Raw genomic sequence first — 24,794 nt, 5'->3', positions numbered from 1 at the left:
CGCGTCAGCAGGAAGGGGGCGGAGCCGGCGGCGGACCGGCGGGAAGGGGGGCGGTGCCGGCCCTCATCGCGTGCGGGGCGGTCTTGATGACGCTGCTGGGCGGCTGGGTCGCCCAGCGCGTCACCGACCGCCGCCATCTGGTGCCGGGGCTGGCCGGCGGGCTGATGCTCGGCGTCGTCGGGCTCGATCTGCTGCCCGAGGCGCTGGACGCCGCCGGGCGCCCGGTCTTCGGCGTCCCGCTCGCGCTGCTCTGCTTCGTCCTCGGCTTCCTCGCAGCCCACGCCCTCGAACGCCTCCTCGCGGTGCGCCGCGCCGCCCGCGGCAGCGGACCGCCGGGCGCCGCCGGAGCCGTCGCGCCCAACGGCGGCCGCGTCCCGCAGGTGGGGCTGACCGCCGCCACCGCGATGGTGCTCCACAGCGTCATGGACGGCTTCGCCATCGGCCTCGCCCTCCAGGCGGGGCACGGCATGGCCACGGGGGTCGCGATCGCCGTCAGCGCCCACGACTTCGCCGACGGCTTCAACACGTACACGGTCACCAGCCTGTACGGGAACGCCCGGCGCCGGGTGCTGCTGATGCTCGGTGCGGACGCGGTGGCGCCGCCGGCCGGGGCGGCCGCGACGCTGGTGGTCACCCTTCCGGAGCAGTGGCTCGGCGGCTGTCTCGGGTTCTTCGGCGGCGTCCTGCTCCACCTGGCGACCTCCGGCATCCTGCCCGAGGCGCACCATGCCCACCCGGCGCTGCCCACCCTGGCCCGCACGGCCGCGGGGGCGGGCGCCATCCGGCTGGTCGTCGGCCTCGCGGGCTGAGCCGCCCGCCGCCACCGCGCTCATACCGCGACGGCCCCGTGCCCGAGGCGTACCGCCCCGCGCGGGCCCCGCACCACGGCGGTGAGCCCGGCCGGTCCGGCGGTCGCCGGGGCGTCCGGCCAGCCGCCGCCGAGCGCCGTCAGCCGGGCGGTCGCCGCCGCCGGATCGGGGTCGGACGCCGCGAACGCCTCCAGCGTCAGCACGGGCAGCCCCGCGGCCGTCGGATGCGGGGTGGCGCCCCAGTCGAGGAGGAACGGCGTGGCGCAGCCGCCCGCGCACGGCGGCGTCAGCTCCCAGGAGATCCGCCGGCCGTCCGGCGTGCTCCGGCCCATCGCCGCCGCGTCGCCCGGGTCGTATCCGGCCGCCCGCGCCCGCGCCACCTGCGTGGCCAGGCCCTCGGCCCGCAGCGCCCAGGTGACCAGCCGCGGACCGGTCAGCGCGTCGATGCCGAACCAGCGCGGGCCGTCCGGCTCCGGCTGCTCCGGGTCCGGGCCGATCAGCTCCAGATACGCCCCGGCGCCGAGCGGACCGGCCAGCCCCAGCAGGCAGTTGCGGGTGCCCCGGCCCGGATGGCTGCCACCCGCCCGCGCCCGCACCCCGGTCAGCTCCGCCAGCTCCTCGGCGGCGGCCGCCAGGTCCGGCGCCGCGTACACCAGATGGTCGAGGACGACGGCGCTCATCGCGCTCCCGCCGCGGCCCGCACCAGGCGGGTGGCCAGGGACGGCGTCGCCGCCCAGTGGACGTGCAGATACGACGCGTGCACCCCGCCCGCGGTGAAGCCCTCCACCCGGCGCGCCGGGTGGGTGACGCCCCACGCCGGGGACGCGCCCGCGCCCGGCTCCACGGCGGTGCGGTGGAACTCGTGGCCGCGCACCCGGGTGCCCGCCGCGGCCAGCGCGTTGTCGCCCAGCGCGACCGCCTCGCGGTAGCCGAGCGTCAGCCGGTCCGTCATCCGGGCGTCGGCGGGCAGCACCCCGCACATCGGCCGCCCGTCCAGCGAACGCGACAGGTACAGCAGCCCGGCGCACTCCGCCGAGACCGGTGCGCCCGACGCCGCCAGCGCGGCCACCGCCGCCCGCAGCGGCGCGTTCGCCGACAGATCCGGGGCGTGCACCTCCGGGAAGCCGCCGCCGATCACCAGCCCCCGCGCGGCCTGCGGCAACCGCTCGTCGTGCAGCGGATCGAACGGCACGACCTCGGCGCCCGCCGCCCGCAGCAGCTCGGTGTGTTCCGCGTACGAGAAGGTGAACGCGGCGCCGCCGGCCACCGCGACCACCGGCCGGCCGTCGACCGGACCGCCGGCCGCGGCGACCTCCGCGGCCGGGTCCCAGACCTCGTCCGGCAGCTCGCCCGCGCTGCGCGCCAGCGCCAGCAGCGCCTCCAGATCGCAGCCCTCGCGCACCCGCGCCGCCAGCTCCCGTACCGACTCGACCGCCTCGCCGCGGCGTTCGGCGACCGGGATCAGGCCCAGGTGGCGGGAGGGCGCGTGGACCGCGCCGGTGCGGCGCAGCGCGCCCAGCACCGGGACGCCGGACGACTCCATCGCCTCCCGCAGCAGCGCCTCGTGCCGGTCCGAGCCGACCTTGTTGAGGATCACCCCCGCCAGCCGCACCCCGGGATCCCAGGACGCGAAGCCGTGCACCAGCGCGGCCACCGACCGGGACTGCGAGGACGCGTCGACCACCAGCACCACCGGCGCCCGCAGCACCTTCGCGATCTGCGCCGTCGACGCCAGCTCGCCCTGCCCGGACGCGCCGTCGAACAGCCCCATCACGCCCTCGACCACGGCCAGGTCGCAGCCGCGCGCGCCGTGCCGGAACAGCGGCGCGATCCGCTCCGTCCCGCACAGATAGGCGTCGAGGTTGCGGCCCGGGCGGCCGGTGGCCAGCGCGTGGTAGCCGGGGTCGATGTAGTCCGGGCCGACCTTGTGCGGCGAGACCGCGAGGCCCGCCTCGGCGAACGCGGCCATCAGCCCCGTCGCCACGGTCGTCTTGCCCGCGCCGGAGGAGGGCGCGGCGATCACCAGCCGGGGGATCGTCCCGCTCATGCCGCGCTCACCATTCGATGCCCCGCTGGCCCTTCTGGCCGGTGTCCATCGGGTGCTTCACCTTCGACATGTCGGTGACCAGATCCGCGAAGTCCACCAACGCCTGCGGTGCGTTGCGCCCGGTGATCACCACATGCTGGGTGCCGGGCCGCTCCCGCAGCGCCGTGATCACGTCCTCGGTGTCGATCCACCCCCAGTGCAGCGGATAGGCGAACTCGTCCAGCACCAGCAGCTTGTACGTCTCGGCGGCCAGATCCCGCTTGACCTGCTCCCAGCCCTCGCGCGCCGCCTCCTCGCTGGAGGCCAGGTCGCGCTGGACCCAGGACCAGCCCTCGCCCATCTTGTGCCAGGCGACGGTGCCGCCCTCGCCACTCTCGCCGAGCACCTTCAGCGCCCGCTCCTCGCCGACCTTCCACTTCGCCGACTTCACGAACTGGAACACCCCGACCGGCCAGCCCTGGTTCCAGGCCCGCAGCGCGAGCCCGAACGCCGCCGTCGACTTGCCCTTGCCGACGCCGGTGTGGACGAAGACCAGCGGCCGGTTGCGGCGCTGGCGGGTGGTGAGCCCGTCGTTCGGTACGACGGACGGCTGTCCCTGCGGCATTACGCCACCTTCCTGGAGTCCTGGATGTGAGGTGCGGCGGCTGTGCCCCGCCCGCCGCGGAGGTTTCGTACGAGCCCCGAGACGCTGTCCGCGCGCAGCTCGTCGAGGGTGACGGCGGTGCCGCCCAGCTCCCGGGCGAGCGCTCCGGCAAGACCCAGCCGCACCGGACCGCTCTCGCAGTCGACGACGACCGAGGCGACACCTTCGGCGCCCAGCAGCCGCCCGGCGCGCGCCGCCCGCTCCAGCGGCGACGGCGCCCCGGAGCCGGTCGCCCGGCCGTCCGTGACGACCACCAGCAGCGGCCGCCGCGACGCGTCCCGCAGCCGCTCCACCCGCAGCACCTCATGGGCCTTGAGCAGCCCCTCGGCGAGCGGGGTGCGGCCACCGGTCGGCAGCGACGCCAGCCGCGTCGCCCCCGCCTCCACCGACGACGTCGGCGGCAGTGCCAGCTCCGCCTCCCGCCCCCGGAACGTGATCATGCCGATCTTGTCGCGCCGCTGGTACGCGTCGAGCAGCAGCGACAGCACCGCGCCCTTGACCGCGCTCATCCGCTTGCGCGCCGCCATCGACCCGGAGGCGTCCACCACGAACAGCACGAGGTTGCCCTCCCGCCCCTCGCGGACCGCCTCGCGCAGATCGTCGCGGCGCACCACCAGACCCGGGCCGCGCCGGCCGCGCGCCCGCTGGTGCGGCGCGGCCGCCTGGAGCGTCGCCACCAGATGCAGCTTGCCGAGCGCACCGCGCGGCCGCCGCGCCCCGGTCGTCCGGCCGTGCGCGGTCCGCGCCCGCGAGCGGCGGCCGTCCGCGCCCTCGCCCAGACCCGGCACGTCCAGCCGCCGGGTGGCGAACGGCTCGCCCGCAGCGACCGCCGCCTGCTGCGCCGCCGGGGCCCCGGCCGGACGCTCCGCGGGCTCGCCGCCCGGCTCCCCGCCGTCGCCGTCCCGGCCCGGTGCGGGCTCGCTCTCCTGCTCGCGCGGCCCGGGCACGGTCTCCTCCTTCGGCGGCGGCGCACCGCCCCCCTCGGGCCCGCCGCCGTCCGGGCCACCGCCGTCCGGTCCGCCCTCGGGGCCGCCCTCCGGACCCTCGGGACCGCCCTCCGGCCCGCCGTCCTGCGGACCGTCCGGCTCCGGGTCGTCCTCGGGGGCCGACTCCTCCAGGATCCGGTCGAGCTTCTCCTCGTCCAGGCCCGGCGCGTCGAACGGCGCCCGGCGCCTGCGGTGCGGCAGCGCCAGCAGCGCCGCCTGCCGCACGTCCTCGGTGGCCACATCCGTCCGTCCGGCCCAGGCGGCAAGCGCCGTCGCCGTCCGCGCCATGACCAGGTCCGCGCGCATCCCGTCGACCTCGAACCCCGCGCAGACCGAGGCGATCTGCCGCAGCGCCCCGTCGCCGAGCCGCACCGACCCCAGCAGCGCCCGGGCGGCGGCGATCCGCTCCCGCAGCGCCGTCTCCTCCGCCGCCCAGCGCGCCGCGAACGCCGCCGGGTCGTCGTCGAACGCCAGCCGCCGCCGGACCACCTCCACCCGCCGGTCCGGATCCCGGTCCGCGGCGACCTCCACGGTCAGCCCGAACCGGTCGAGCAGCTGCGGCCGCAGCTCGCCCTCCTCCGGGTTCATCGTCCCGACCAGCAGGAACCGCGCCGCATGCCGGACCGACACGCCCTCGCGCTCCACGTACGACGCGCCCATCGCGGCGGCGTCCAGCAGCAGATCGATCAGATGGTCGTGGAGGAGGTTGACCTCGTCGACGTAGAGCAGTCCGCGGTGCGCCCGGGCGAGCAGCCCCGGCTCGAAGGACTTCACGCCCTCGGCCAGCGCCCGCTCGATGTCCAACGCGCCGACCAGCCGGTCCTCGGAGGCGCCCACCGGCAGCTCCACCATGCGGGCGGGCCGGTGCGCCCCCTCGGCCGCACCGTGCGGCCCGTCCGGGCAGCCGGGGTCCGGCGCGGCCGGATCGCAGCTGAACCGGCAGCCGCCGACGACCGCCACCTCGGGCAGCAGATCGGCCAGCGCCCGCACGGCCGTGCTCTTGGCGGTGCCCTTCTCGCCGCGGACGAGGACGCCGCCCACCGCCGGGCTGACGGCGTTCAGCAGCAGCGCCAGCCGCAGGTCGTCCATTCCGACGACGGCGGTGAACGGATAGCGGGCGCTCATGTCGCGATCACTCCTTCGTAACGACCCAGGTCTTGGTTGCGGCCGGCACCGGCCGGCCGGTGGGCGCCGCCGGGCACCCGTGCCGCGCGGCCGCGCGTCCTCACGGCGCCCCCGGCGGGACGAACGGCAGCCCCGGCGGGACGCCCTCCTCGATCAGCCGCAGCAGCGCACCGGTGTCGGCGTGCTCCTCGATCAGATCGCCGAGCCGGTCCAGCTGCTCCTCGCGCAGCGCGCCGAAGCTGGTGTCCGGCGCCGGGACGAACGCCCGCCCCGCATCGGCCGCCACCCGCGCAAGGAACGCCCGCCGGAACGCGTCGCTCTCCAACGAGCCGTGCCAGTGCGTGCCCCACACCGCGCCCGACCGGCAGCCGTCCAGCGGCTGCCCCTCGTCGTCGGTGAAGAACGGCTCGCCGCCGCCCACCTCGGCCACGCCGTGGTGGATCTCGTACCCCTCGGCGGCCGCGCCCAGCGCCGTGCCGACCGGCCTGGCCAGCGTCTTGTCCGCCGCGAACCGCACCCGCAGCGGCAGCAGCCCCAGGCCCGGCACGGTGCCCGCCCGGGACTCCACCTCGTCGTCGATCACCTCGCCGAGCATCTGGTAACCACCACAGATGCCCAGCACCGGACGGCCCTCGGCGGCGCGCCGGGCGATCGCGTCGGCCAGCCCCCGCTCGCGCAGCCAGGCCAGCGCCCGCACCGTGCCGCGGGTGCCCGGCAGCACCACCAGATCCGCGTCGGCCAGCTCCTCGGCGCGGTCCACGAACCGCACCACCACGCCGGGTTCGGCGGCGAGCGCGTCCACGTCCGTGAAGTTCGACATCAGCGGCACCGCCGCGACCGCCACCCGCAGCACATCGGCGCCGTACGGCTGTGCCACCACGCTCTCGCGGACCGCGCCGCGCAGCGACACCCGCAGCCCGTCCTCCTCGTCGATGCCCAGCCCGTGCGCGAACGGCAGCACGCCCAGCGACGGACGCCCCGTCAGATCCCGCAGCATGTCCAGGCCCGGCTCCAGCAGCGCCACATCGCCGCGGAACTTGTTGACGAGATACCCGGCGACCAGCGCCTGGTCCTCCTTCGACAGCAGCGCCGTCGTCCCGAAGAACGAGGCGAACACGCCGCCGCGGTCGATGTCGCCGACCACCACCACCGGCAGCCGGCCGGCCCGCGCGATGCCCATGTTGACGATGTCGGTGCGGCGCAGATTGATCTCCGCCGGGGAGCCCGCGCCCTCGCAGATCACCACGTCGTGGGTGCGCCGCAGCTCCGCCAGACACTCGGTGACGGTGCCCAGCAGCTCCTCGCGGCCACCGGGCCGCGCCCCGCTCCCGGGACGCCCGAAGTACCCCTGCGCGCTCATCTCGCCGACCGGCCTGCCCAGCAGCACCACCTGGCTGCTGCGATCCCCGCCGGGCTTGAGCAGCACCGGGTTCATCAGCGCCGACGGCTCCACCCGGGCGGCCGCCGCCTGCATCGCCTGCGCCCGGCCGATCTCCGCGCCGTCCCGCGTCACGAACGAGTTCAGCGACATGTTCTGCGCTTTGAACGGCGCGACGTCCACGCCCTGCCGCACCAGCCAGCGGCAGATCCCCGCGGTCACCACGCTCTTGCCCGCGTCGGAGGTGGTCCCCGCGATCAGCAGCCCGCCGCCCGTCACCGCATCCTGCCCTTCCGCCGGGCGAGCGCCGGACGCACCGCGCCCGCCAGCAGCCGCCCGGCCACCGTCGTCGTCAACGCCAACGCGCTCACCCGGCGCGAGAGCCGCACCGCCCGCGCGATGTCCTCGGTCGCGACGGGACGGCCCTCGCCGTTCAGCCGCGGCCGGTGCTCGATGCGTCCGCCGTACGCCAGCGTCCCGCCGAGCCGTACGCCGAGCGCGCCCGCGAACGAGGCTTCCACCGGGCCCGCGTTGGGGCTCGGGTGCGCGCCGCCGTCGCGCCGCCAGGCCCGCGCGGCGCCGCGCCGGTCCGGGGCGGCGAGCACGGTGAGCGCGGCGGTCAGCCGGGAGCCGGGCCACCCGGCCACGTCGTCCAGCCGCGCCGACGCCCAGCCGAACCGGCGGTGGCGCGGCGACTTGTGACCCACCATCGCGTCCAGGGTGTTCACCGCCCGGAACGCCACCAGGCCCGGGACGCCGCCGACGGCGCCCCACACCAGCGCGCCCACCACGGCGTCCGAGGTGTTCTCCGCGACCGACTCGACGACCGCCCGCGCCATCTGCGGCCCGTCCAGCGCCTGCGGATCCCGGCCGCACAGATGCGGCAGCCGGCGGCGGGCCCGGTCGAGATCCCCGGCTGCCAGCGCCTCGCCGACGGCCCGCGCCTCGCGGCCCAGCGAGGTGCCGCCCAGCACCGACCAGACGGTCGCGGCGGTCAGCACGGTGGCGGCGGCGGTCCGCGCGGGGGAGGGGACGGGCGCGGCGCCGCGCACCGCGCGCGTCAGCAGCGCGGCGCCGGCGGTCACGCCGCCGGCGCAGAGCAGGGTGTGGACGGCGCCGCGGCCGCGGTGGTCGCGCCAGAGCCGGGCCTCGACGGCCGCCGCACCGCGCCCGAAGGCGGCCACCGGATGGCCGCGCCGCGGGTCGGCGGCGAGCAGATCGCCGAGAAAGCCCAGAGCCGCACCGCACGCGTAGGTGGCGTGTTCGGCACGCATCGGATCAGACCGCCGTCACGCCTCGGCGGAACGGGGAGGGCGCACGGAAGGATCTGAACGGGCGGCCGGGCATGGCGATATGTCCTCACTCAGGGTCCGCGCCCTGGTTCGACGTGACGGCGACAGGAGTCTCCTGGCTCCCGGATCGGCGCTTCCCCCGGCCTTCCGGCCCTGGCGCGCCCGTCGGGCGTGCACGAGGCGGACCGTGACCTTCGTCGGAGGAACGCTCCCCGGTGACAGTGGCGGGACCGCGCCGGATTCACACCGGACTTCCTCTGCTGTCGCCGATTGGCGTGGGAAGTCCACCACGCCCCGCCAACCCCGTCAACTCGCCCGTGACCTGCACCGCCGTGGTATCGCGTGGCGTGTGGCAGAGGCCACAGGGCGGCAACGCAACGGCGCCCGGCCACCGCGGAGCTGCGGTGACCGGGCGCCGGATGCGCTGCGGTACGGGTCAGGCGGCGACGATCAGATAGATGCCGTACGCCACCGCGGCCGCGCAGACCGCGTACGCGGCGAGGCCGCCGATCCGCGCGCCGGTGCTCGGGGCGCCCGCCGTGGCGGCCGCGCCCTCGGTCCGGGTGCGGGCCGTGCCGACGATGCCGACCGTGAACAGGCCCACGATCCCGACCGTCACCACCAGGGTGACGCCGAAGACCTGGCCGAGAGCTGCCCAGTCGATGCTCATGCTGCGGTTCCTCAGGTTCGGGCGGTCAGCCGGCGGCTGTCGCGGTCGTGGCGCGTGCGGCGCTCGCGGCGGGGGCGGCCTCCTCGTCCTCGGCGGGGTTCAGCGAACCGGCCGGGGGAGGGGTGACCGTCTGGAGGGCCGCGGTGACCACACCGGGCGGCTCCGTGGCCTCGATCTCGTTGACGTTGTGGTGGTCGATGGGCTTGCGGCGGGAGGCGGCCCAGATGGCGCCGCAGATGCCGAGCGCGAGGATCGCGACGGCGGTGACGCCCCAGTCGCCCTGGTCGGCCAGGAGCGCGGCACCGGCGGAGACCAGGCCCGCGGCCGGCAGCGTCAGGCACCAGGCGACGACCATCCGCACCGCCGTCGACCAGCGCACCACGCCGCCCTTGCGGCCCAGACCCGAACCCATCACGGAGCCCGAGCAGACCTGGGTGGTGGAGAGCGCGAAGCCGAGGTGGGAGGAGGCCAGGATGGTGGCCGCGGCGCCGGTCTGGGCGGCGAAGCCCTGCGGCGGCTGGATGTCGGTGATGCCCTTGCCCATCGTGCGGATGATCCGCCAGCCGCCCAGGTACGTGCCGAGGGCGATGGCCATACCGGCCGAGGCGATGACCCACAGCGGCGGGTCGGCGTGCGGGGCGACCACACCGCCGGTGATCAGCGCGAGGGTGATCACACCCATCGTCTTCTGGGCGTCGTTGGTGCCGTGCGCCAGCGAGACCAGCGCCGCCGAGGCGATCTGCCCGGCGCGGTACCCCTTGGCCGTCTCCTGCTCGTCGCGGCCCCGGGCCAGCCGGTACGTCAGCCGGGTCGCGGCCATCGACGCGATACCGGCGACCACCGGGGCGGCCACGGCCGGGATGAGGACCTTCATCACGACGGCGTCGCCGTGCACGCCGTTGGTGCCCACGGACACCAGCGTCGCGCCGATCAGACCGCCGAACAGGGCGTGGGAGGAGCTGGAGGGGAGGCCGGCGAGCCAGGTGAGAAGGTTCCAGACGATCGCGCCGACCAGACCGGCGAAGATCACTTCAGGTCTGATGCCGGCGCTTTCGTCGATGATCCCGCCGGAGATGGTCTTGGCGACCTCCACGGACAGGAACGCGCCGACGAGGTTGAGGACCGCCGACATCGCCACCGCGATTTTGGGCCGCAGCGCGCCGGTGGAGATGGTGGTGGCCATGGCGTTGGCCGTGTCGTGGAAGCCGTTCGTAAAGTCGAACACCAAGGCCGTGACGATCACGATCCCGATGAGAAGCGTGATGTGTTCCATTCACCCAGGCAATCAGTTCGATGGTCAGTGACGCCGGAAACGTACGAAGGGTGGGTGAACGGGAGGTGAACGCGGCCGGGCCCGGCAATGACGTGGCCGCAGTGTTCGAGAGGAGGTATCTCACACGTCACTTGCGCCCCATCTGTATGTGGCTCGAATGTGCCGCCGCGCGGCCCGAATCCGGCTTGTTCCCCGCCGCGTGCACGGCATCCGAACCACCCCGTCGCGGTGCGTCACCCCGCTGGTGAACGGCGCGTCCGCCGCCTCGCGCCCGCCCGGACCTGGCGCGATCCCACGGCCGCCGCCCGGTCCGCAACACCTGGCCGGATCCCCCGCACCCGCGCACGCCCCCGAGGTGCCCCGCTGTTCGAGCGCGGCGCACGCCGCACCGCGCCCCGCGCTTCCACACGCCCGCCCCGTACCGCACCGGACCACCGCGCACACGGGCCTCCGCGACGGCCGTGCCGGCCCCCGCGGCGACGAGTCCGCGCACGCACCGGCCGCCCGGCCCGTCCGCACCGCCAGGCCCGTACCGTGACGGCACCTCGACCGTTCGCCCGCCCACGCCCCGGAGGAACCCGTGACCCGAACCGGCGCTCCCGCCCCGCACCCGGACCGGCCCGGCGCCGACGCGCTCGCGGCCGCCTGGGAGGAGGTCGTCGCCACCGCCCGCCGCACCGTCGCCGACGGCCTCGTCGTCGGCACCTCCGGCAACGTCTCGGCCCGCGTCGGCGACACCGTCCTCGTCACCCCCAGCGGCGTCCCCTACGACCGCCTCGGCCCCGGCGACCTCACCGCCGTCGGCCTCGACGGCCGGCAGTGCGCGGGCACCCTCCCGCCCACCAGCGAACTCCCCATGCACCTCGCCGTCTACCGCGCCACCGACGCCACCGCGCTCGTCCACACCCACGCCCCGCACGCCACCGCCGTCTCCGTCCTCGTCGACGAACTCCCGCCCGTCCACTACATGACCGCCGCCCTCGGCGGCCCCGTCCGCGTCGCCCCCTACGCCCCCTACGGCAGCGACGAACTGGCCGCCCACGCCCTCGCGGCGCTGCGCGAGCGCACCGCCTGCCTCCTCGCCCACCACGGCACGCTCGCCCACGGCGCCACCCTCGGCCAGGCCCTGGACCGCACCGCCCAACTGGAGTGGATGTGCCGCGTCTGGCTCCTCGCCTCCGCCGTCCCCGGCCGCACCCCGTCCCTGCTGACCACCGCCGACCTCGCCGAGACCGCCACCCGCCTCCGCGGCTACGGACGCCACCCGCAGGAGTAGCCCGCGGCGGCGGGCCCGGCCGGCCGCGTCACCCGCTCGCCCGGCCCGCTGGCCGCCCCCGCCACCCCGTCCCACACTGAAGGGGTGCGCCTGGCTACTGCGGCGGCTGCGGCCGCCACCACCGTGATCGGTGCCGGGGCGGCCGCGGTGGCGGCCGGCCGGTACGCCGGGGGCGTCGCCCTCCGGCCCTCCCCCCAGGTGCCGTTCCCCGGGGACGCACGCCTGACCGTCCACGCCACCGGCGAGGACACCGTCACCCTGACCCGCAGCCTGGCGTCGCTGCGCCCCGGCACCTACGGCCTCGCCGGCCCCGGCTGCCACGCCATCGTCGGCCCGGTGGTGCCGCACGCCCCGCACCCCGCCGACACCGTCGTCCGCCGCCTGGAGCGGATCACCCACGGCACGCTCCCGCCCGGCACCCGGGTGCGCATCACCCCCCAGGTCCACGCCGGGAACCCCCGCGACGCCCTCGGCCTGACCTGCGCCGACGTCGACGTCCCCGGCGAACTCGGGCCGCTGCCCGCATGGTTCCTGCCGGGCGTGCGCGACACCTGGGTGATCGCCGTGCACGGCATCGGCACCACCCGCGAACACCCGATGGTCGTCATGCCCTTCCTCCACCGCCACCGGCTGCCGGTCCTCTGCCTCGCCTACCGCAACGACGCGGGCGCCCCGCAGACCCCGGACCGGCTCCACCACCTCGGCGACTCCGAATGGCGCGACCTGGACGCCGCGATCCGCTACGCCGTCCGCTACGGCGCCCGCGACGTCGTCCTGCACGGCTGGTCCGCCGGGGCCACCATGGCGCTGCGCGCCGCCGCCCGCTCCGGGATGCGCGACCGCATCCGCGGCCTCGTCCTGGACTCGCCGGTCCTCGACCGGCACGCCACCGTCCGGGCCCTGGCCGCCGCCCGGCACGTCCCGCGCGCCCTGCTGCCGCTCGCGGTCCGCGCCGCCGAGGGCCACACCGGACTCCCCGTCGACCGCCCCGGCGACGCCGTCGACCCGGACACCCTCGCCGTCCCCACCCTCCTCTTCCACGGCCCGGACGACACCCTCGCCCCCTGGTCCGCCTCCCGCGCCCTCGCCGCGCGCCGCCCGGACCTCGTCACCCTCCGCCCCGTGCCGCACGCCCCGCACGCCGCCATGTGGAACGCCGCCCCCGCCGCCTACGAGGAGGCGCTGCGCCGCTTCCTGACCCCGCTGATGTGACCGCCCGCGCCGACACCCCCTTCTGCGCGCGCGTACGAGGAAGCACGACGCGCGGGCGTACGGGGGGACAACTCCCCACAACCGTGATGGGTCGCCTGGATGAACCCCGCTGAGCGGGCCTTTTCCTGTCGTCCGATTGGGTTTTCGGGCCGTCAGCGGCAAGACTGCTCCTGTGACGTCCCGTACTCCGCGCGACTCCCGGCTCCGACTCGTCCCCAGGCAACCGATTGCCGCCGCCCGCCGGGCGGTGAGCACCCGGGCCGCCCGTCCGGCCCCACGCCCGCCCGAGGGCACCCCGCCGCCCGCGGAACTGGCGCGCCAGGCCCGCGCCGCACTCTCCGGTGCGGCCCGGCTGGCCCACTGGGCCGACGGCGCCGGCGACGGACTACGGGCCGGGCGCGACGGCGCCCTCCCGGCGGCCGACGTGGACCGTGCCGCCGAGGCCCTGGGCCTGCCCGCCGCGCAGGTGCGCGCCGACTGGGACCGCGCCCGCCTCGCCGGACTGATCGAGCTGCACGGCGGCCTGGCCCGCGCCGGCTGGCGGCTGCGCGCCTGGGACCGCGACGACACCGCCGCCCTCCGCGGCTGGGTCGCCCTCTTCGACGCCTGGTCGCTGGCGCTGCCGTCCCCGGAGGGCGCCGGCCCCGCCATCGTCGGCGAGGTCGTCGAGGCCGTCCCGCAGCTGCTGTCGCTGCTCCACCTCTCGGCCGGCCCGGTACGGCTCCAGGCGCTGCTGGACATGCTCGAACAGCGCGTCGCCGAGCTGCGCACCGAGCGCTGCGAGGTGCCCTACGGCCCCCGCACCGAGTCCGCGGACGGCGACGCGGAGGAGGCGCAGGCCCCGCTCACCGCGCTGCTGGACTGGGCGCTCGCCGCGCTGACGGCCGTCGGCGCACTGGAGCCCGCCGACGCCCCGGCCCCCGCCCCGGACGGCGGCGGCGACGCCCGCGAGGCGCAGCTGACCCCGCTGGGCCACTGGTCGGTGTGGGTCAAGCTGGAGCAGATCTGCGTCGCGGCGCAGAGCCCGGCGGGCAACATCGAGCAGACCGCCGCCGCCATGCTCCGCGGCTGCGCCCGGCTCACCCCGGGCCCGGCCCGCGCGGAGTACCGCGCCTGGCTCGCGGCCCGCTCGGTCGGCTCGGCCGTCGAGGAGCTGCTGACCGTGGCGCGCGGCGAGGACGCCCTGCTGCGCGGGCTGGCCTTCGAGGCGCTGCGCGCCGTCGGCGCCCCGGCCGAGGCCGCCGTCCGCGGCGCCGCCGACGAGGCGGCGCTGCGCCCGTACGTCCTGCTGTGGCTCTTCGAGCACGAGGGCGGCGACCCGGAGGACGCCGTCGACGTGCTCACCCGCGAGGAGTCGACCTGGCTGTGGGTGGACACCGCCGCGGCCGTCGCCGACCACGGCGAGAGTCAACTGCTCATCCGCCACCTCGACTCGGCGGTCCAGGGCTCCGTCCCGCGCCTGCTCGAAGAGGTACGCGCGGTGGGCCATCCGCGCACCGTCCAGGTCCTGGTGGCGCTCGCCGCGGCGCACCCCGACCCGGCGCTGGCCAAGGCCGTCCGCCGGGCGGCGTTCCAGGTGCACACCGGCGGTGTCTGACCCGGCGGCCGCCGGACCACCACGGCCCGGCGGCCCGCCACCGGCCCGGGCCCGGTGGCCGCCCCTCCCGAAAGCGCACGTCCCGTCCCGCGCGCCGCTCGCGCGGACGTCCGTGAGATCTGCCTCACAGTCCGCCGGGGGCCGCCGGCACCGCCCCCGCGGCGGCCGGGAAAAGCTGTTGCGCGGCACCGTTAGACTGCCCGCATGGCAGTTCTCCTCTGGGTTCATTAGACGGCGTAGACCGCTCTCGGACCGTCCGTCCAATCCGCCGTCACCCCTGCCCTGGAGTTTTTCCGTGATCACCGCTTCCGGCCTTGAGCTGCGCGCCGGCGCCCGCGTTCTCATCGATTCCGCTTCCTTCCGCATCGCCAAGGGCGACCGCGTCGGCCTGGTCGGCCGCAACGGCGCGGGGAAGACCACCCTCACCAAGGTCCTGGCCGGTGAGGGCATCCCCGCCGCCGGTTCCGTCGCCCGCTCCGGCGAGGTCGGCTACCTCCCGCAGGACCCGCGCACCGGCGACATGGACGTCCTCGCCCGCGACCGCATCCTCTCCGCCCGCGAACTGGACACCGTCCTGCGCAAGATGCGCGAGAACGAGGACCGGATGGCGAACGGCAAGGGCGCCACCCGTGAGAAGGCGATGCGCAAGTACGAGCGCCTGGAGACGGAGTTCCTGACCAAGGGCGGGTACGCCGCCGAGGCGGAGGCGGCCACCATCGCCGCCAGCCTGGGCCTGCCCGACCGGATCCTCGCCCAGCCGCTGCACACCCTCTCCGGCGGTCAGCGCCGCCGCGTCGAGCTGGCCCGGATCCTCTTCTCGGACGCCGACACCCTGCTGCTCGACGAGCCGACCAACCACCTCGACGCCGACTCCATCGTCTGGCTGCGCGACTACCTCAAGACGTACCGCGGCGGCTTCATCGTGATCTCCCACGACGTCGACCTCGTCGAGACCGTCGTCAACAAGGTCTTCTACCTCGACGCCAACCGCGCCACCATCGACGTCTACAACATGGGCTGGAAGCTCTACCAGCAGCAGCGCGAGGCCGACGAGAAGCGCCGCCGCCGCGAGCGGCAGAACGCCGAGAAGAAGGCCGCGGCCCTCAACTCGCAGGCCGACAAGATGCGCGCCAAGGCCACCAAGACGGTCGCCGCGCAGAACATGGCCAAGCGCGCCGAGCGCCTGCTGGCCGGGCTTGAGGACGTCCGCGCCGCCGACAAGGTCGCCAAGCTGCGCTTCCCCGACCCCGCGCCGTGCGGCAAGACGCCGCTCACCGCCGAGGGCCTGTCGAAGTCGTACGGCTCGCTGGAGATCTTCACCGACGTCAACCTCGCCATCGACAAGGGCTCCCGCGTCGTCATCCTGGGCCTGAACGGCGCCGGCAAGACCACGCTGCTGCGGCTGCTGGCCGGGGTGGAGACCCCCGACACCGGCGAGGTCCGCCCCGGTCACGGCCTCAAGCTCGGCTACTACGCGCAGGAGCACGAGACGCTCGACCCGGACCGCACGGTCCTGGAGAACATGCGCTCCGCCGCCCCCGACATGGACCTCGTCGCCATCCGCAAGACGCTGGGTTCCTTCCTGTTCTCCGGCGACGACGTCGACAAGCCCGCCGGGGTGCTCTCCGGCGGCGAGAAGACCCGCCTGGCGCTGGCCACGCTGGTCGTCTCGTCCGCCAACGTCCTGCTGCTCGACGAGCCGACGAACAACCTCGACCCGGCCAGCCGCGAGGAGATCCTCGGCGCGCTGCACACCTTCACCGGCGCCGTCGTCCTCGTCTCCCACGACGAGGGCGCGGTGGACGCCCTGGAGCCGGAGCGGATCATCCTGCTGCCGGACGGCGTCGAGGACCTGTGGGGTCAGGAGTACGCGGACCTCGTCGCGCTGGCGTGACCGGTGGCGGGCCACCAGGTCCGCGCATCGATCATTCGGCCGATGGGTGATCCATCATCTGAGTGAGAGCGGCTCGTACACCGGCGAGCCTCCGAGACGGAGCCGGGCCCTTGTGGCCCGGCTTCCGTCATTTCCGCCGCGCCCGCGCTGACCTGCGGTTTCCCCGGCATCGAACAGGAGGGTGCGGTGATTTCGGTAGGTGTCGGAGACCCTCGGCCGGATTGTCCGGACACGGACGGTCTCGGACGCCTCGCCACAGACCTTGCCGAATGGGTGGCCAGGAACGCGAGGAGGGGTGATCATGAGAGTCCAGAGCGCACTTCCCATGAGGAGGCACGGGTGGCCGAGACTCTGAAGAAGGGCAGCCGGGTGACCGGCGCCGCGCGCGAAAAGCTCGCGGCAGACCTGAAGAAGAAGTACGACTCCGGAGCGAGCATCCGGGCGCTGGCCGAAGAGACCGGTCGCTCCTATGGATTCGTCCACCGGATGCTCAGCGAATCCGGTGTGTCCCTGCGCGGTCGGGGCGGAGCAACGAGGGGCAAGAAGGCCACCTCGGCCTGACGACCGCGACTCCGACGGGTAGTCCCCCCGGTCGGTCGGGCAGACGACCGGGAGGTTACCGTTCAGTCACTTACGCACGCTGGTGTGCGACGGCTGACTCGGAGGCATTCTCATGACTCTGCTCGACAAGGACGGTGTGCGGCTCACCGTGGACGACACGCTCGCCACGGTGACCCTCACGGGCGCGGCCAAGCGCAACGCCCAGTCGCCCGCCATGTGGCGGGCGCTGGCCGAGGCCGGCGCGCTGCTCCCGGGGAGCGTCCGCGTCGTGGTGCTGCGGGGCGAGGGCAAGTCCTTCTCCGCGGGCCTCGACCGGCAGGCCTTCACGCCCGAGGGATTCGACGGCGAGCCGTCGTTCCTCGACATGGCGCGCGGCCCGGAGCACGAGATGGACGCGCTCATCGCCTCGTACCAGGAGGCTTTCACCTGGTGGCGGCGGAACGACCTGGTGTCGATCGCCGCCGTCCAGGGCCATGCGATAGGCGCCGGCTTCCAGCTGGCGCTCGCCTGTGACCTGCGGGTCTGTGCCGAGGACGCACAGTTCGCGATGCGCGAGACCAGCCTGGGGCTGGTGCCGGATCTGACGGGCACCCATCCGCTGGTCCAGCTCGTCGGCTACGGCCGGGCGCTGGAGATCTGCGCCACCGGGCGCTTCGTCCACGGCGACGAGGCGGGCCGGATCGGCCTGGCCAACCTCGTCGTTCCCGGCGAGGAGCTGGACGCCGCGGTCGCCGACCTGGTCACCGCGCTGCTGGCGCCGCCGCGCGACGCCGTCATCGAGACCAAGGCGCTGCTCGCCGGTGCCGCCGGCCGTGATCTGGACGAGCAGCGCGCCGCCGAGCGCGCCGCCCAGGGCCGTCGCCTGCGGGATCTGGCGGGCCTCGGCGAGTGACCCCGCGGGCCGCCCGCGACGCCGCGGCGGATACCGGACGGCGTCGCGGGCGATCCCGTTTCATCCCTCGTCCACGGCCGTGACCAGCACCGCCACCGGGGTACCGGCCGCGCCCGCCGCCGCGCGAGCCGCCCGGGCGACCTCCGACGCCCGGTGCCCCGGGCCGGTCATCAGCTGAACCAGCAGCCCGCCCGGCACCTGCCGCACCGGCCGGGACGTCCCGCCGAGCGTGGCGGCGAGCCGCACCACGCCGGGCACCGCCAGCACCGCACCGGCCACCGGGTCGGGCACTCCCGCCTCCTGCGGGCTGAGCCCGATGCCCGGCCCCGGCGGCGCGGGGCGCTCCCGGGCCGCCGTCCCGGCCGCGTCGAGTACGCCGGTGACCTGGAGGTCCACCGCCGCCACCGGCAGTCCGAGCGCCCGGTCGGCGGTCTCCAGCAGGGCCGTGCGCAGCTCCTCGGCGGCCCGCGGGAGCGGGCGGTCCGGGGCTGCCGCGAGGTCCGCGGTGATCCGCAGCGGGCCCGGCGGCAGCGCGCTCGGCGGCGCCGGTGCGGACGGCCGCGGCCCGTGGTGGTCCGCGAGGCCGATGCGCAGCGCGCCGAGACGCAGTCCGGGCAGGGCGGCGGCGCGGGCCCGCAGCACCCGCGCCGCCGCCTCCTCGGTGATCCAGCAGCCGTCCGCCGGTCCGCCCAGCGGCAGCACCCGGCCGCACCCCAGCTCCCGGCGCACCCTGTGCGCCCACTCCGTCGCGGCCACCGCACCGCCCCCAAGGCTCTGTCGTCCGGCTGTCCCTTCAGCCTGCCGCAGCCGGGGCCGTACGGCAGCGCGGTGCGGCCGGGGGCGCGGTGGCGCAACCCGGGTGCCGCAGCAGGCCGGGCGGGCCCGGGCCGGCGCCCCTAGCGTGGGTGGGAGCGGTCACGTCTCCCCCGGAAAGGGACGATCGGCGATGTCGGACGAACAGCGGAACCGGACCGAACCCGCCACGAGCGGGGCAACGGAGGCCAGGGCCCCGGGCGGCAAACGCGGCGGGGGCGATCCCGCGTCCCGCGGGCGCACCACCATCGCCGACGGCGTGGTGGAGAAGATCGCCGGGCTCGCCGCCCGGGACGTGGTGGGCGTCCACGCCATGGGCAGCGGCTTGGCCCGCACCCTCGGCGCGGTCCGCGACCGGGTGCCGGGCGGTTCCCGCTCCGCGCCCGTCGCCCGCGGCGTGAAGGCCGAGGTCGGCGAGGTGCAGACCGCGCTCGACCTGGAGATCGTGGTGGAGTACGGCGTCGCCATCGCCGAGGTGGCCCGCGACGTACGGGAAAACGTGATCTCCGCCGTGGAGCGGATGACCGGTCTGGAGGTCGTCGAGGTCAACATCGCGGTCAGCGACGTCAAGCTGCCCGACGAGGAGGACGAGGACGAGGAGTCGGAGACCCGGCTCCAGTAGACGGACGTGACCGGCGGCGGCTTCGGCCGGAGCGGGCAGCGAAGGAGCGCACGATGAGCATGGCCGTGGTCGGTCTTCTGGCCGGTATGGCGCTGGGATTCGCCGGGTACTTCGGCGGCTTCGGGGCCTTCGTCCTGGTGGCGGCGCTGGGCGCGATCGGATTCGTCGTCGGACGGTTCCTCGACGGGGACCTGGAGGCCGGGGACTTCTTCCGGCCCCGGGCCCGCGACGACCGGCGGCGGTGAGCGTGGCGACGGCAGCGACGGCGCCCGGCGCGGCGGCCGTCGCCGAGGTGGAGCCGGGGGAGCGGGGTGCCACCCGCGTCGCGGACCGGGTGGTCGCGAAGATCGCCGCGGCGGCGGCCCGCGAGGCGCTGCGCGCCGCGGCCGACGGCGCCCGCACCGGCGCCCATGCGACCGTCACGGTCCGGCGGCGGGACGGGCGGCTGCCGTTCGGCGAGGCGCATGTGCAGGTCACCGTCGAGCTGGGCTACCCCACCGCGATCGGCGCGCGGTGCGGCGAGGTGCGCCGTCAGGTCACCGCACGGGTGCGGGAGCTGGCCGGCATGACGGTGTCCGAGGTGGCGGTCGAGGTGGAGCGGCTGCACTCACCGCTCCAACGCGACCGGGAACGCGTGCGATGAGCGCCGGCGAACCCGCCGACGCGCGGACGGTGACCCTGGAGAAGGCACCGGCGCCCGCGCCCGCCGCCCGCGGCAGGGCGCGCCGCTTCTGGTCCACCCGCCGCCTCCCGGCCGCCGTGGTGGCGCTGCTCGCGCTGGCCGGGGCGGGGCTGCTGCTCTACGACGTGGCGGCGGTGCGCGCCGACCGGCCCGCGATGGCCTGGCGCCGCCGCCTCGCCGGCGAACTGGCCACCCGTCCGCTCGACGACCCCTGGGTGCTGGGCGGCGCCGCGGCGGCGATGGCGATCGGCCTGTGGCTGCTGGTGCTGGCGCTCACGCCCGGGCTGCGCACGGTGTTGCCGATGCGCCGCACCACCCCGGACGTCCGGGCGGGTCTCGACCGGGCGGCCGCCGCGCTCGTGCTGCGGGACCGGGCGATGGAGGTGTCCGGCGTCCAGTCCGTCAAGGTGTTGGCCGGGCGCCGCAAGGTGAAGGTGGCGGCCGTTTCGCACTTCCGGGAGCCGGAGCGGGTGCGGGCGGATCTCGACGTGGTGATCGGCGAGGGGATGCACGGGCTGGGGCTGGCCCGGCCGTTGCGGCGTTCCGTCCGCGTGCGCCGCCCGAGGAAGAGGTGAGCGAGGATGCGCAGGGTCCGGCGCGGCGTCAACCGCGTACTGCTGGGGCTGACCGGCGCGGCGTTGCTGGGCGGCGGCGCCGCGGTGCTCATCGCCGGTCTCGGGTTGCCGTCGGCGTGGCACTTCGCGCTGCCCGACGGCTGGCCCTGGACGCGCCGCGACGCGGTGCTGCTGCCGGCGGCGGACCGCACCCGCTTCACGGACCGCGGCTGGTGGTGGCCGGTCGTCATCGCCGCGCTCGCCGTCGTGGTGCTGCTGCTCCTGTGGTGGCTGCTGGCGCAGCTGCGGCGGCGCCGGCTGCGGCAGCTGCTCGTCGACAGCGGGGACGGCGAGGGCGCGACGGTCCGCGGCCGGGCGCTGGAGGACGCGGTGGCGGTGGAGGCGGGGGCGCTGGACGGGGTGGAGCGCGCGGACGCGCTGCTCTGCGGCCGCCGGACCGCGCCCCGGCTGCGCGCCGTGGTGGCGCTCGCCCCGCACGCCGACCCCGGCGCCGTCCTGCTGCGCCTGTCGGACGGGGCGGTGACGGACGCCCGCACCGCCACCGGGCTGCCCCGGCTGCCCGCCGAGATCCGGCTGCGGGCGGTGCGGCACCGGGCGGAGCGGGTGAGCTGAGGGCGGGCGGTCCGGGCGGACGGGGCGGGAGCCGTGCGGCCCGCCGCCCCGTCCCGCCGTCAGAAGCCCCGCATGGCCCCGCCGTCCACCGGCACCATCACACCGGTGACGTACGACGCGGCGGGCGACAGCAGGAACGCCGCGGTGCGGCCGAACTCGTCGGGCTCGCCGTAGCGGCCGAGCGGGATCGTCGCGCAGTTACGGGCGCGGTTGGCCTCGGGGTCGCCGAAGGCCGCGTCGAGCTGGGCCATCCGGTCGGTGGCGATCTGTCCGGGCAGCACCCCGACGACGCGGATGCCGCGCGGCCCGACCTCGTCGGCGAGCGACTTGGCGAACCCGGCGAGCCCGGGGCGCAGCCCGTTGGAGATGGTCAGCCCGCCGATCGGCTCGTACACCGAGCGGGAGAGCACGAAGCCGATGACGCCGCCCTCGCCCAGCTCGGCGGCGACCGTGCGGGCCAGCCGGACCGCGCCGAGGAAGACGGTCTCGAAGCTGTCGCGCCACTGGTCGTCGGTGAGGTCGGCGGCGGCGCCGGGCGGCGGGCCGCCGACGCTGATGAGGACGCCGTCGAGGCGGCCGAAGTGCTCGCGGGCGGTGGCGATCAGCCGCTGCGGGGTCCGGGGGTCGGCGTTGTCGGCGGCGACGCCCACGGCCCGTTCGCCCAGTTCGGCGGCGGCCGCGGTGGCGCTCTGCGCGGTGCGGCCGGTCAGCACGACGCGTGCGCCGTCGGCGGTCAGCGCCCGGGCGCTGGCGAAGCCGAGTCCGCGGGTGGCTCCGGTGACGAGGTACGTCCGGTCGGTGAGTCCAAGGTCCATGGGCCCTAGTCTGCCCTCGGCCCGCCGAAGAGTGTGAAGGCGGTTCCGACCAGGCCGATGTGGCTGAACGCCTGCGGGAAGTTGCCGAGTTGCCGGCAGGCCGCCGGGTCGTACTCCTCGGCGAGCAGCCCGACGTCGTTGCGGAGCGCGAGGAGGCGGGAGAACAGATCGCGGGCCTCGCGCCGGCGGCCCGTCAGATGGAGCGCCTCGGCCAGCCAGAAGGAGCAGGCGAGGAACGCGCCCTCGTCGCCGGGGAGGCCGTCGACCGCACTGTCGCCGGTGGCGTAGCGGCGCACCAGCCCGTCCTGGGTGAGCGAGGCGCGGACCGCGTCGACGGTGCCGATGACGCGGGGGTCGTCGCCGGGCAGGAAGCCGAGGCGGGGGATGAGCAGGGTCGCGGCGTCCAGCGCGGTGGAGCCGTAGAACTGGGTGAAGGTGGACCGCGTGGCGTCGTAGCCGCGCTCGCAGACCTCGCGGTGGATGGTGTCCCGCAGCTCCCGCCAGCGCCGCAGGTCGCCGCGGGCCCCGGGCACGGCTTCGAGGGTGCGGACCGCGCGGTCGACCGCGACCCAGGCCATGACCTTGGAGTGGACGAAGTGGCGGCGCGGGCCGCGGATCTCCCACAGGCCCTCGTCCGGTTCGCGCCAGGTGGTGGCGAGGTACTCCACCAGCGCGCGCTGGATGTTCCAGGCGTGCGGCTGGGACGGCAGCCCGGCGACGCGGGCGCCGTGGAAGGCGTCCAGCACCTCGCCGTAGACGTCGAGCTGCCGCTGGTCGACGGCGGCGTTGCCGAGCCGGACGGGCGCGGAGGCGGCGAAACCGGACAGCCAGGGCAGCTCGGCCTCCGGCAGCCGCCGCTCGCCCGCCACGCCGTACATGATCTGCAGGTCCTCGGGGGCGCCGGCCACCGCGCGCAGCAGCCAGTCCCGCCAGGCGGCCGCCTCGTCGAGATAGCCCGCGCCGATCAGCGAGGTGAGGGTCAGCGAGGCGTCGCGCAGCCAGCAGTAGCGGTAGTCCCAGTTGCGGACCGAGCCGAGCGCCTCGGGCAGCGAGGTGGTGGGCGCGGCGACGATGCCGCCGGTGGGGCCGTACGTCAGCGCCTTGAGGGTGATCAGCGACCGCAGGACGGCGTCGCGGTGCGGTCCGGTGTAGCGGCACCGCGCCGACCAGGCGTGCCAGTCGTCGAGGGTGCAGTCGAGGGCGTCGTACGGGTCGATGATCCGCGGGCGCGGATGGTGCGAGGGGTGCCAGGTCAGGACGGAGGCGTACCGCTCGCCGGGCGCGACGGTGAACTCCGAGCGGGTGCTGAAGTCCTTGCCGTACGTGGTGACCTGGGGATCGGTGCGCAGCCAGACGGCGTCCGGACCGGCGACGGCGGAGCGGCAGCCCTCGGCCCGGCGCATCCACGGCACCACCCGGCCGTAGTCGAACCGCAGCCGCAGCACCCCGCGCATCGGGACGCGGCCGGTCAGTCCCTCGACGATGCGGACGACGTCGGGGGCGCGGTCGCGTTGCGGCATGAAGTCGGTGACCTTGACGCTGCCGTCCGGGGTGTCCCAGAAGGTGTCGAGGACGAGGGAGTCGCCGCGGTAGGAGCGGGTGGCGCGGGCCTCGGGGTGGACGGGCGCCATCCGCCAGTGGCCGTTGTCCCGGTCGCCGAGGAGGGCGGCGAAGCAGGCGCCGGAGTCGAAGCGCGGCAGGCAGAGCCAGTCGATCGATCCGTCGCGGCCGACGAGCGCGGCGGTCTGCAGATCGCCGATGAGCGCGTAGTCCTCGATGCGTGGGGGCACCCAGCGGGCTTTCCCGCCGGGCGGCGGCGCTATTCGGGGGCTGCGGCCGTCCGGGCTACAGGGGCGTCCGCCGGACCGTCGTCCGCCGGGTTCACGTCCGCCGGGTCGGTGTCCGCCGGGGCCGCCCCCGTCCCGGGGGCCGCCGCGTCCGTCCCGGCTGCCGCCGCGGCCGCCTGGTCCCGGCGCTCCCGGCGGGCGAGGACGACCCAGCCGACCGGCACCGCCGCGGCGAACAGCCACCACTGCACGGCGTACGCCATGTGCGGGCCGATGCTGCTGTAGTCCGGGTCCGGAACCAGCTCGGGGGTGTTGTGCGGGGTCTTCGGCGCGGTCTGCTCGATGTACCCGGCGAGGACCGGGCGGTGCAGCGCCTTCGCCTGCTGCGCGCTGTTGATCAGCATGACCTGGCGGTCGGGCAGGCCCTGCCGGTCCTTGATCCCGCTGCCCTCGGTGGTCTCGTCGGCCATCATCCGGCCGGTCACGGTGACCGTGCCGCGGGGCGCGGCGGGCACGTCGGGGAACTTGGTGAGGTCGCCGCCGGCCGGGATCCAGCCGCGGTTGACCAGCACCGTCCGGCCGCCGTCGAGGTCGAGCGGGGTGAGGACGTAGTAGCCGATGGTCGACTCGTCGGCGGCGGTGCGCTGGCGGACGACGACCTCGTGGGCGGCGTCGTAGGTGCCGGTGGCGGTGACCGTGCGCCACATGTCGGCGCGGGGCAGCGGGCGTCCGGGGGAGGTCAGCTCGGTGACCGGTACCGCCTTCGCGTGGAGGCTGCGGTCGATCAGCTGGTTCTGCGCGACCCGGTGCTCATGGCGATGGAACTGCCAGAAGCCCAGCTTGATCATGACCGGGATCAGGACGAGGCCCACGAGGGTGAGGATCACCCACTGCCGGGACAACAGGAAGCGGTACACGGCTTCGACGGTACCTGGCGGGCGCACGCCCCCGAGCGGCGGGGCCGCCCGGGGCGGCGGCGATGCTCACACCCGGTCGACGATGCCCTGCTTCCCCGCGGCGCGGGCGCAGTGGGCGCCGCAGAACCACTGCCCCTCGGCCTCGACGCCCTGCCCGATGATCTGGACCCGGCAGTGATCGCAGATCGGCGCCATGCGGTGGATGGCGCAGGCGAAGGAGTCGAACGTGTGCCGCGCGCCGTCTTTGGTCTCCACATGGAAGGCCAGGTCGTAGTCGTTTCCGCAAACCTCGCAACGAGTCATGCGCCGCATCGTG

General features: G+C 75.9%; 25 protein-coding genes and 1 riboswitch. Of the genes, 12 read left to right on the top strand and 13 right to left on the bottom strand.

Annotated features, from left to right (window positions below; genetic code table 11):
• Positions 1-86: 86 nt before the first annotated feature.
• Positions 87-809: a ZIP family metal transporter gene (locus tag ABT345_RS00290; RefSeq protein ID WP_386461459.1), complete on the top strand. Its 723-nt coding sequence runs from the start codon at positions 87-89 to the stop codon at positions 807-809.
• Between the two features lie 20 nt (positions 810-829).
• Here ABT345_RS00290 and ABT345_RS00285 read toward each other — a convergent pair whose 3' ends face one another.
• The 8 genes from ABT345_RS00285 to ABT345_RS00250 all read right to left on the bottom strand — a co-directional run bounded on the left by ABT345_RS00285 (position 830) and on the right by ABT345_RS00250 (position 10,223).
• Positions 830-1,489 (bottom strand): VOC family protein, encoded by a 660-nt coding sequence (locus ABT345_RS00285; protein WP_345082735.1) that lies wholly within the window; start codon positions 1,487-1,489, stop codon positions 830-832.
• A complete protein-coding gene (locus ABT345_RS00280) occupies positions 1,486-2,856 on the bottom strand; it encodes a cobyrinic acid a,c-diamide synthase CobB (RefSeq protein WP_345082732.1) in 1,371 nt (456 codons plus the stop codon). The genes ABT345_RS00285 and ABT345_RS00280 overlap by 4 nt, the downstream gene beginning before the upstream one ends.
• Before the next feature lie 7 nt (positions 2,857-2,863).
• On the bottom strand, positions 2,864-3,460 hold the full coding sequence (gene cobO, locus ABT345_RS00275; protein WP_345082729.1) for a cob(I)yrinic acid a,c-diamide adenosyltransferase: 597 nt from the start codon (positions 3,458-3,460) through the stop codon (positions 2,864-2,866).
• Positions 3,460-5,610, bottom strand: a complete 2,151-nt coding sequence (locus tag ABT345_RS00270; RefSeq protein ID WP_345082726.1) for a putative cobaltochelatase — start codon at positions 5,608-5,610, stop codon at positions 3,460-3,462. Before ABT345_RS00270 ends, cobO begins: the two co-directional genes overlap by 1 nt.
• Positions 5,611-5,710: 100 nt before the next feature.
• A complete protein-coding gene (locus ABT345_RS00265; protein WP_345082723.1) occupies positions 5,711-7,267 on the bottom strand; it encodes a cobyric acid synthase in 1,557 nt (518 codons plus the stop codon).
• Entirely contained in the window at positions 7,264-8,262 is a 999-nt protein-coding gene (locus tag ABT345_RS00260; RefSeq protein ID WP_345082720.1) for a cobalamin biosynthesis protein, read from the bottom strand. The genes ABT345_RS00265 and ABT345_RS00260 overlap by 4 nt, the downstream gene beginning before the upstream one ends.
• Before the next feature lie 127 nt (positions 8,263-8,389).
• Positions 8,390-8,537, bottom strand: a riboswitch (cobalamin riboswitch).
• A 179-nt stretch (positions 8,538-8,716) separates the two neighbouring features.
• Positions 8,717-8,950: a hypothetical protein gene (locus ABT345_RS00255; RefSeq protein WP_345082718.1), complete on the bottom strand. Its 234-nt coding sequence runs from the start codon at positions 8,948-8,950 to the stop codon at positions 8,717-8,719.
• 25 nt (positions 8,951-8,975) lie between these two features.
• Complete coding sequence (locus tag ABT345_RS00250; protein WP_345082715.1) at positions 8,976-10,223, bottom strand: inorganic phosphate transporter; 1,248 nt, start codon at positions 10,221-10,223, stop codon at positions 8,976-8,978.
• A 580-nt stretch (positions 10,224-10,803) separates the two neighbouring features.
• Between ABT345_RS00250 and ABT345_RS00245 the strand changes: the two genes are divergently transcribed.
• The 6 genes from ABT345_RS00245 to ABT345_RS00220 all read left to right on the top strand — a co-directional run bounded on the left by ABT345_RS00245 (position 10,804) and on the right by ABT345_RS00220 (position 17,655).
• Complete coding sequence (locus ABT345_RS00245) at positions 10,804-11,499, top strand: class II aldolase/adducin family protein (RefSeq protein WP_345082712.1); 696 nt, start codon at positions 10,804-10,806, stop codon at positions 11,497-11,499.
• A gap of 84 nt (positions 11,500-11,583) precedes the next feature.
• Positions 11,584-12,711, top strand: a complete 1,128-nt coding sequence (locus tag ABT345_RS00240) for an alpha/beta hydrolase (RefSeq protein WP_345082710.1) — start codon at positions 11,584-11,586, stop codon at positions 12,709-12,711.
• A gap of 172 nt (positions 12,712-12,883) precedes the next feature.
• Positions 12,884-14,308, top strand: a complete 1,425-nt coding sequence (locus tag ABT345_RS00235; RefSeq protein ID WP_345082708.1) for a hypothetical protein — start codon at positions 12,884-12,886, stop codon at positions 14,306-14,308.
• Positions 14,309-14,603: 295 nt separating this feature from the next.
• Positions 14,604-16,202 (top strand): ribosomal protection-like ABC-F family protein, encoded by a 1,599-nt coding sequence (gene abc-f / locus ABT345_RS00230; protein WP_345082706.1) that lies wholly within the window; start codon positions 14,604-14,606, stop codon positions 16,200-16,202.
• Positions 16,203-16,541: 339 nt separating this feature from the next.
• Positions 16,542-16,763: a helix-turn-helix domain-containing protein gene (locus tag ABT345_RS00225; RefSeq protein ID WP_030283073.1), complete on the top strand. Its 222-nt coding sequence runs from the start codon at positions 16,542-16,544 to the stop codon at positions 16,761-16,763.
• Between the two features lie 112 nt (positions 16,764-16,875).
• On the top strand, positions 16,876-17,655 hold the full coding sequence (locus tag ABT345_RS00220; RefSeq protein WP_345082701.1) for an enoyl-CoA hydratase/isomerase family protein: 780 nt from the start codon (positions 16,876-16,878) through the stop codon (positions 17,653-17,655).
• A 60-nt stretch (positions 17,656-17,715) separates the two neighbouring features.
• On the opposite strand, the gene ABT345_RS00215 is transcribed toward ABT345_RS00220, so the two are convergent.
• Positions 17,716-18,411 carry a hypothetical protein gene (locus ABT345_RS00215; protein ID WP_345082698.1) on the bottom strand — a complete coding sequence of 232 codons (696 nt, stop codon included), beginning with the start codon at positions 18,409-18,411 and terminating at the stop codon, positions 17,716-17,718.
• A gap of 190 nt (positions 18,412-18,601) precedes the next feature.
• Here ABT345_RS00215 and ABT345_RS00210 point away from each other — a divergent pair, with 190 nt between their 5' ends.
• The 5 genes from ABT345_RS00210 to amaP are packed head-to-tail and all read left to right on the top strand — an operon-like array spanning position 18,602 to position 20,959.
• On the top strand, positions 18,602-19,090 hold the full coding sequence (locus tag ABT345_RS00210) for an Asp23/Gls24 family envelope stress response protein (RefSeq protein ID WP_345082695.1): 489 nt from the start codon (positions 18,602-18,604) through the stop codon (positions 19,088-19,090).
• A gap of 53 nt (positions 19,091-19,143) precedes the next feature.
• On the top strand, positions 19,144-19,335 hold the full coding sequence (locus tag ABT345_RS00205) for a hypothetical protein (RefSeq protein WP_030283085.1): 192 nt from the start codon (positions 19,144-19,146) through the stop codon (positions 19,333-19,335).
• A gap of 2 nt (positions 19,336-19,337) precedes the next feature.
• Positions 19,338-19,733: an Asp23/Gls24 family envelope stress response protein gene (locus ABT345_RS00200; RefSeq protein WP_345082690.1), complete on the top strand. Its 396-nt coding sequence runs from the start codon at positions 19,338-19,340 to the stop codon at positions 19,731-19,733.
• The gene (locus ABT345_RS00195) at positions 19,730-20,347 is read left to right on the top strand and encodes a DUF6286 domain-containing protein (protein ID WP_345082687.1); all 618 of its coding nucleotides are present in this window, start codon (positions 19,730-19,732) and stop codon (positions 20,345-20,347) included. Before ABT345_RS00200 ends, ABT345_RS00195 begins: the two co-directional genes overlap by 4 nt.
• A 6-nt stretch (positions 20,348-20,353) precedes the next feature.
• Positions 20,354-20,959 (top strand): alkaline shock response membrane anchor protein AmaP, encoded by a 606-nt coding sequence (amaP, locus tag ABT345_RS00190; RefSeq protein WP_345082684.1) that lies wholly within the window; start codon positions 20,354-20,356, stop codon positions 20,957-20,959.
• Positions 20,960-21,018: 59 nt separating this feature from the next.
• Here the strand turns inward: amaP and ABT345_RS00185 are convergent, their stop codons facing one another.
• From ABT345_RS00185 to ABT345_RS00170, 4 genes are all read right to left on the bottom strand, one after another.
• Positions 21,019-21,774, bottom strand: a complete 756-nt coding sequence (locus ABT345_RS00185; RefSeq protein ID WP_345082681.1) for an SDR family oxidoreductase — start codon at positions 21,772-21,774, stop codon at positions 21,019-21,021.
• Positions 21,775-21,779: 5 nt separating this feature from the next.
• On the bottom strand, positions 21,780-23,564 hold the full coding sequence (locus ABT345_RS00180) for a glycoside hydrolase family 15 protein (protein ID WP_345082678.1): 1,785 nt from the start codon (positions 23,562-23,564) through the stop codon (positions 21,780-21,782).
• A 29-nt stretch (positions 23,565-23,593) separates the two neighbouring features.
• Positions 23,594-24,478: an SURF1 family cytochrome oxidase biogenesis protein gene (locus tag ABT345_RS00175; protein WP_345082675.1), complete on the bottom strand. Its 885-nt coding sequence runs from the start codon at positions 24,476-24,478 to the stop codon at positions 23,594-23,596.
• A gap of 66 nt (positions 24,479-24,544) precedes the next feature.
• Positions 24,545-24,781: a metallothionein gene (locus ABT345_RS00170; RefSeq protein ID WP_345082672.1), complete on the bottom strand. Its 237-nt coding sequence runs from the start codon at positions 24,779-24,781 to the stop codon at positions 24,545-24,547.
• Between the last annotated feature and the right edge of the window lie 13 nt (positions 24,782-24,794).

Source organism: Streptomyces sp. NPDC000404 (assembly GCF_040300365.1).
Classification (GTDB): Bacteria; Actinomycetota; Actinomycetes; order Streptomycetales; family Streptomycetaceae; genus Streptomyces; species Streptomyces ramulosus.
This window is presented reverse-complemented; position numbering and strand designations above follow the sequence as displayed.